At 61.0% G+C, this 7,536-nt stretch carries 4 protein-coding genes and 1 pseudogene; 3 read left to right on the top strand and 2 right to left on the bottom strand.

All coding sequences use genetic code 11. From position 1 onward, the window contains the following. Positions 1–431 precede the first annotated feature (431 nt). The gene (locus ACIOMR_RS01960) at positions 432–902 is read right to left on the bottom strand and encodes a DUF1289 domain-containing protein (protein WP_003209237.1); all 471 of its coding nucleotides are present in this window, start codon (positions 900–902) and stop codon (positions 432–434) included. 394 nt (positions 903–1,296) lie between these two features. Between ACIOMR_RS01960 and acnB the strand changes: the two are divergent. Continuing rightward, positions 1,297–3,897, top strand: a pseudogene (gene acnB, locus ACIOMR_RS01955) (bifunctional aconitate hydratase 2/2-methylisocitrate dehydratase). A 33-nt stretch (positions 3,898–3,930) separates the two neighbouring features. On the opposite strand, the gene ACIOMR_RS01950 reads toward acnB, so the two are convergent. Next, entirely contained in the window at positions 3,931–4,353 is a 423-nt protein-coding gene (locus ACIOMR_RS01950) for a MerR family transcriptional regulator (RefSeq protein ID WP_087693749.1), read from the bottom strand. Positions 4,354–4,422: 69 nt separating this feature from the next. On the opposite strand from ACIOMR_RS01950, the gene ACIOMR_RS01945 reads away from it, so the two are divergent. After that, entirely contained in the window at positions 4,423–5,655 is a 1,233-nt protein-coding gene (locus ACIOMR_RS01945) for an NADH:flavin oxidoreductase/NADH oxidase family protein (protein WP_401191893.1), read from the top strand. Positions 5,656–5,733: 78 nt separating this feature from the next. Further along, a complete protein-coding gene (poxB, locus tag ACIOMR_RS01940) occupies positions 5,734–7,458 on the top strand; it encodes a ubiquinone-dependent pyruvate dehydrogenase (protein WP_008431335.1) in 1,725 nt (574 codons plus the stop codon). Positions 7,459–7,536: the final 78 nt, after the last annotated feature.

Raw genomic sequence — 7,536 nt, 5'->3', positions numbered from 1 at the left:
AACGATGACGCGGGCATTCTGGATGAACGCGGCGCTCTCAGGTTTTTCGCGAGCAAGCCCGCTCCCACAGAAAAGCAGATCTGTTTTCGCTCTGGCTTTTGATCTGGCTTTTAACACTCAAGCCGGCCGGGAGGCCGCTGTGCTTTTGCTTTTGCTTTTGATTTTGATCTGACTGCCCCAATAAGCCCGAGGCCGAACGCAGGCAGTGCGGAGCGGGTAAACCGGCAGGACGCCGGTTTAGCCGCGCCGGGCCATGGATGGCCCGTCGCGGCGGCCCGCTTCGCGGTGCCGGAGTGAGGGAACGCCGAGCCCTAGCGAGGCGCCGACAGGCGGGGCAGAGCCCTTTGCTTACTTTGGGGCTTTTCCAAAGTGAGCCGCTGTAAGAGCGGAACCATAAGCGGCCGTTACCCAAATAACGGATATGTACTCAATCACCCCCCAAACGCATCCCTGAGAAACCCCGGCGCGATATACCGCTGATAATGCGCCTCGGACAAAATAAAAAACTCCCGATCAATCGCATCCCGCAACTCAGGCAAACCCCACTCCCGAAACTCCGGCATCAACACCATCCCGTAAGCCTCAAGATTGCTGATCACCCGCGCCCCCCGTGCAATCAACTGATAGGCCCAGCAGTACTCCGACTGATGCGGTACAAATCGAATCTTGCGCTGCTCCAGCTGCCCCCGCAGCATTTTCGGGTCAAACACCTCAAGCTTCCCGGCCATCACCTGCACCAACAACTGCTCCAGCCGCAGCCAAACCGCACGTTTTTCTTCCTCGTTATACCCGTTCCACTGAATCACCTCATGGTGAAACCGCTTGCACCCCCGGCACACAAGATCGCCGTAAACCGTGGAGCACAGGCCTACGCAGGGGGTCTTGATGGTTTGGTTAGACATGGTCGACAACGCACAAATCAGCGAAACAGTTGCACATGTTAGCCCTTTGTCTAAGGTTGATCACCCTGCAAACTTGGCGCGGCAACTTACGTTTAGAATTTTTTTGCCGTAGAATCATCCGGCCTTGTAAGGCGCCAATAATCCGTTGGAAGCTGTTTTCAAAGCGTCACGAGCACAGTCGTTCCTAAAGAACGGTGTTGGCGATGGTTATTTACCCGGTAAATAGCCAGCGCCAACCCTCATCAGCTCCGTTCTGCAGGCGTAAAACTTTGAAAGCAGCTTCTGTGAGGATTGCCGGCAGCGCTGGCTCTACGGCCCAAAAAGCCCCTGAGCGCATGCGTGCCGTGCATTTCTGGATGAGCGTCCCGTGGGACCACTGATGAGGGTAATAACTGTGCTTGAAGCCTACCGCAAACATATCGAAGAGCGTGCAGCCCTGGGTATCGTTCCCCAGCCGCTTAACGCCGAACAAACCGCAGGCCTGGTCGAGCTGCTGAAAAATCCCCCGGCTGGCTAAGAAGAATACCACGATGACCTGATCACCAACCGCATTCCACCAGGCGTTGACGAAGCTGCCTACGTCAAGGCCGGTTTCCTGTCTGCCCTGGCCAAGGGCGAAGCCACTTCTCCCCTGATCGACAAGAAACGCGCTGTTGAACTGCTCGGCACCATGCAAGGCGGCTACAACATCGTGACCCTGGTCGAGCTGCTGGACGACGCCACCCTGGCCCCCGTCGCTGCCGCCCAACTCAAGCACACCCTGCTGATGTTCGATGCTTTCCACGACGTCGCGGAAAAAGCCAGGAACGGCAACGAACACGCCAAAGCCGTGATCCAGTCCTGGGCCGACGGCGAGTGGTTCAAGAACCGCCCGACCCTGGCCGACAAGATCAGCCTGCGTGTGTTCAAGGTCACCGGCGAAACCAACACCGACGACCTGTCCCCTGCCCCGGACGCCTGGTCCCGTCCTGACATCCCGCTGCACGCCCTGGCCATGCTGAAAATGGCCCGTGAAGGCATCGTGCCGGATGAGCAAGGCAAGACCGGCCCGATGAAGCAGATCGAAGAAATGCGCGGCCAGGGCTTCCCGATCGCCTACGTCGGTGACGTGGTCGGTACCGGTTCGTCGCGTAAATCGGCCACCAACTCGGTACTGTGGTTCTTCGGCGACGACGTGCCTTACGTGCCGAACAAGCGCGCTGGCGGCTTCTGCTTCGGCAGCAAGATCGCTCCAATCTTCTACAACACCATGGAAGATGCCGGCGCACTGCCAATCGAGTTCGACGTTACCAACATGAACATGGGCGACGTGATCGACCTGTACCCGCATGCTGGCAAAGTCACCAAGCACAACAGCGATGAAGTCCTGACCACCTTCGAAATGAAGACCCCGGTCCTGTTGGACGAAGTCCGTGCCGGCGGTCGTATCCCGCTGATCATCGGCCGCGGCCTGACCGAGAAGGCTCGCGCCGAGCTGGGTCTGCCACCTTCGACCCTGTTCAAGCTGCCGGAAGCCCCGGCTGAAAGCGACAAGGGCTATACCCTGGCGCAGAAAATGGTCGGCAAGGCCTGCGGCGTGGCTGGCGTTCGTCCAGGCACCTACTGCGAACCGAAGATGACCACCGTCGGCTCCCAGGACACCACCGGTCCCATGACCCGTGACGAACTGAAAGACCTGGCGTGCCTGGGCTTCTCCACCGATCTGGTAATGCAGTCGTTCTGCCACACCGCGGCCTATCCAAAGCCGATCGACGTGACCACCCACCACACCCTGCCTGACTTCATCATGACCCGTGGCGGCGTATCGCTGCGTCCGGGCGACGGCATCATCCACAGCTGGCTGAACCGCATGCTGCTGCCAGACACCGTCGGTACCGGTGGTGACTCCCACACCCGTTTCCCGATGGGCATTTCGTTCCCGGCCGGTTCCGGCCTGGTAGCGTTCGCCGCCGCCACCGGCGTCATGCCGCTGGACATGCCGGAATCGATCCTGGTGCGCTTCAAAGGTGAAATGCAGCCTGGTATCACCCTGCGTGACCTGGTTCACGCCATTCCTTACTACGCGATCCAGGCTGGCCTGCTGACCGTAGAGAAGAAAGGCAAGAAGAACGCTTTCTCCGGCCGCATCCTGGAAATCGAAGGCCTGGACAACCTGAGCATCGAACAAGCCTTCGAGCTGTCCGACGCCTCGGCTGAACGTTCGGCTGCCGGTTGCACCATCAAGCTGTCGAAAGAATCCATCACCGAGTACCTGAACTCCAACATCACCCTGCTGCGCTGGATGATCGGTGAAGGCTACGGCGATGCGCGCACCCTGGAACGTCGTGCCCAAGCGATGGAAGCCTGGGTTGCCAACCCTGAGCTGATGGTTGCCGATGCTGACGCCGAATACGCTGAAATCATCGAGATCGACCTGGCCGACATCAAGGAGCCTGTGCTCTGCGCGCCAAACGATCCGGACGACGCCCGTCTGCTGTCCAGCGTTGCTGGCGAGAAGATCGACGAAGTGTTCATCGGTTCGTGCATGACCAACATCGGTCACTTCCGCGCTGCCGGTAAACTGCTGGATCAGGTCAAGGGTCAGCTGCCAACCCGTCTGTGGCTGTCGCCGCCGACCAAGATGGACGCTCACCAACTGACCGAAGAAGGCTACTACGGCATCTACGGCAAGGCCGGCGCGCGCATGGAAATGCCGGGCTGCTCGCTGTGCATGGGTAACCAGGCACGTGTAGAGCCGAACTCGACCGTTGTGTCGACGTCGACCCGTAACTTCCCGAACCGTCTGGGTGACGGCGCAAACGTCTACCTGGCTTCGGCCGAGCTGGCGTCGGTGGCTTCCATCTTGGGTCGCCTGCCGACCGTCGAGGAGTACATGGAATACGCCGCGAAGATCAACACCATGGCCAGCGACGTGTATCGCTACCTGAGTTTTGACCAGATCGCCGAGTTCCGTGAAATTGCTGCAAGCGCCAACATCCCTGTGGTTCAAGCCTAAGGTTTTGTTGCTGTAAACGAACGCCGCGTATCGTCAGATGCGCGGCGTTTTTTTATGCGCCTCGATTGAGGCCCAGACCTTGTCCTGCGCCTGGGTGCACGGCGTGCCTTCCGGGTGTGCCTGGATCGTGGCGATCACCGCGCGTAACTCTGCCTTGCTCTGGTCCATTCGGGCTTGAAGCTCTTCTATCTGCGCAATCCTGCGCTCAAGCCTCAAGATGATATCGGCGCGTTTCGCCTCGCTCGGCGAATCGTCGGGCATCAGCGCCTTCAACTCCTGCAAGCTGAAACCGGCGCGCTGAGCGCCCTGGATCAATTGCAGCGTCTGCAACGTCTGCATGGGATAACGGCGATAGCCATTACCTTGTCGCTCGACCTGGATCAGCCCCTGGGCTTCGTAAAAGCGAATCTTCGAGGCTGCCAAGCCGCTGCGTTCCGCCAGTTCACCAATATTCATCGCCAACCCCATTGACCTTAAAGTGACCTTTAAGCTTAGCCTGAGCGCTCCCAATGTGAGGAGTCAAGCATGTCGCCCTTTGAAGCGTTGCAATTGCCCAACGGCCAGCTCATCAGTAACCGCATCGCCAAGGCGGCGATGGAAGAGAACATGGCGGATGCGAACCAGGCGCCTTCCGAGGCCCTGATGCGCTTGTATCAAGCCTGGGCCGACGGCGAGCCCGGCCTGATCCTGACCGGCAACGTGATGATTGATCGCCGTGCCATGACCGGCCCCGGCGGCGTGGTGCTGGAAGACGAACGTCACCTGGACAAGTTTCGCCAATGGGCCGCGATTGGCCGGGCCAAGGGCGCGCAGTTCTGGGTGCAGCTCAACCACCCGGGCCGTCAGACCATGGCCAACCTCGGCCAGCAGGCCCTGGCACCTTCGGCGGTGGCCCTCGATCTCGGCGGCTTTTCGAAGATGTTCGCCCAACCCAAAGCCATGACCGAGGACGATATCCAGGACGTCATCACGCGCTTCGCCACCAGCGCGCGTCTCGCCGAAAAAGCCGGTTTCAGCGGTGCGCAGATCCATGCGGCCCACGGCTACCTGCTCAGCCAGTTTCTCTCGCCCTTGAGCAACCAGCGCACAGACCGCTGGGGCGGCAGCCTGGAAAACCGCGCTCGGCTGTTGCTGGAAGTGATCAAAGCCGTGCGCGCCGCCGTGAGCGCGGATTTCTGCGTGGCGGTGAAACTCAACTCCGCCGACTTCCAGCGCGGTGGCTTTGACGCCGCCGACGCCCACGCCGTGGTCGAGCTGCTCAACCCGCTGGCCATCGACCTGCTGGAACTGTCCGGCGGCAGCTACGAAGCCCCGGCCATGCAAGGCGAGGCTCGCGACGGACGCACCCTGGCCCGCGAAGCCTATTTCATCGAGATGGCCAGCGACCTGGCGAAAGTCGCCAACATGCCGGTGATGGTCACCGGCGGCATCCGGCGCTTGCCGATCGTGCAGCAAGTCCTGGACAGCGGCATCGCCATGGCCGGGATCGCCACCGCGCTGACCCTGGAGCCGCACCTGATCAAGCAATGGCGCGCCGGCCGCGATCTCAACCCGCAACTGCCGCCGATCCGCTGGAAGCGTAAACCCCTGGCCAGCCTGGCGAGCATGGCGGTGGTGCGTTATCAGCTTCGCCGCCTGAGCCGTGGCCGCCAGCCGAAACCCGGGGTGACGCCGCTGCTGGCGTTGATAAAAGACCAACTGTTTATCGCCCGCCGCACTCGGCAATATCGCGCCGCGATGACCAATTCTTCACATTGAGCGGGGAGCATTCAGCGCCATGGAACTGTCCTTAACTGATCAGCAGCTTTTTACCCTCACTGACGATTGGAGTTCTTCATGGCGAAAATCACCCTGGCCCAGCAATTGGCGACCACCCTTGAACAGGCGGGCATCAAGCGCATCTGGGGCCTGACCGGCGACAGCCTCAACGGCCTGACCGACTCCCTGCGCACCATGGACAGCATCGAGTGGATGCATGTGCGCCACGAAGAAGTGGCCGCGTTTGCCGCCGGTGCCGAAGCCGCCGCCACCGGCGAACTGACCGTATGCGCCGGCAGCTGCGGCCCCGGCAACCTGCACTTGATCAATGGCCTGTTCGATTGCCATCGCAACCACGTGCCGGTGCTGGCCATTGCCGCACAGATCCCCTCCTCCGAGATCGGCCTGAACTACTTCCAGGAAACCCATCCCCAGGAACTGTTCAAGGAGTGCAGCCACTTTATCGAGCTGGTGACCAATCCCGAGCAGATGCCTCACGTGCTGCACCGTGCCATGCGCTCGGCGATCCTCAATCGCGGCGTTGCGGTGGTGGTGATTCCAGGGGATGTGTCACTGTTGGAAGTAGAAGATAAATTCAAACCGTGGCCGGCCCTGCTGGCACCGCGCACGTTGCCGGCGGAACAGGACCTGCAACGCCTCACCGACATCCTCGAACACAGCGGCAAAGTCACCCTGCTGTGTGGCAGCGGCTGTGCCGGCGCCCACGATGAGGTGGTGGCCCTGGCTGACGCCCTCGGCGCGCCCGTGGTGCATGCACTGCGCGGCAAGGAACATGTGGAGTGGGACAACCCGTTCGACGTCGGCATGACCGGCCTGATCGGCTTCAGCTCCGGCTACCACGCCATGCTCAACTGCGACACGCTGATCATGCTCGGCACCGACTTCCCGTATCGCCAGTTCTACCCGACCGACGCAAAAATTATCCAGGTCGACCGCAACCCACAGGCACTGGGCCGGCGTGCCACGCTGGACCTGGGCATTGCAGCTGACGTCAGCGAGACCATCCAGGCGCTGCTGCCGCGCCTGACCCGCAAGACGGACCGCAGCTTCCTCGAAACCTCGCTCAAGCATTATGAAAAAGCCCGCCAAGGGCTGGATGACCTGGCGGAACCGTCAAAGGCCGGCAGGCCAATTCACCCGCAGTATGTCGCGCGCCTGCTCAGCGAACTGGCGGACGACGACGCAATCTTCACCGCCGACGTGGGCTCGCCGACAGTCTGGGCGGCGCGTTACTTGAAAATGAACGGCAAGCGCCGGTTGATCGGCTCGTTCAACCATGGCTCGATGGCCAACGCCATGCCCCAGGCCATCGGTGCGCAAGCCGCGTTTCCCGGGCGCCAGGTGATTTCGATGTCCGGCGACGGTGGGTTCACCATGCTGATGGGTGACTTCATCAGCCTGGCGCAGCTGAACCTGCCGGTGAAGCTGGTGGTGTTCAACAACTCTTCTTTGGGCTTCGTCGCCATGGAGATGAAAGCAGCAGGCTACCTGGATACCGGCACCGAGCTGAAAAACCCGGACTTTGCCGCCATGTCCAACGCCATGGGCATCCTCGGTATTCGCGTAGAGCAGTCCGAAGACCTGGAACCGGCCCTGCGCCGCGCACTGGCCCACGACGGCCCGGTGCTGGTGGACGTGGTCACCGCCACCCAGGAACTGGTGATGCCGCCGAGCATCAAGCTGGAGCAGGCCAAGGGCTTCAGCCTGTACATGCTCAAGGCGGTGATGAGTGGGCGCGGTGATGAGGTGATCGAGTTGGCGAAAACCAACTGGCTGCGTTAATAGCGCCGTAGTGGCCGACCACGCGGCCTGACCGCAGACAAAAAAGACCCCGCTTAAATAGCGGGGTCTTCTTTCGCA

Source organism: Pseudomonas sp. NPDC087814 (assembly GCF_044742865.1).
Classification (GTDB): Bacteria; Pseudomonadota; Gammaproteobacteria; order Pseudomonadales; family Pseudomonadaceae; genus Aquipseudomonas.
This window is presented reverse-complemented; position numbering and strand designations above follow the sequence as displayed.

Excerpts from the sequence above, each read along its gene's own strand:
- ACIOMR_RS01960 (WP_003209237.1), bottom strand. The coding sequence starts at position 902 with ATGTCTAACCAAACCATCAAGACCCCCTGCGTAGGCCTGTGCTCCACG.
- ACIOMR_RS01950 (WP_087693749.1), bottom strand. The coding sequence starts at position 4,353 with ATGAATATTGGTGAACTGGCGGAACGCAGCGGCTTGGCAGCCTCGAAG.
- ACIOMR_RS01945 (WP_401191893.1), top strand. The coding sequence starts at position 4,423 with ATGTCGCCCTTTGAAGCGTTGCAATTGCCCAACGGCCAGCTCATCAGT.
- poxB (WP_008431335.1), top strand. The coding sequence starts at position 5,734 with ATGGCGAAAATCACCCTGGCCCAGCAATTGGCGACCACCCTTGAACAG.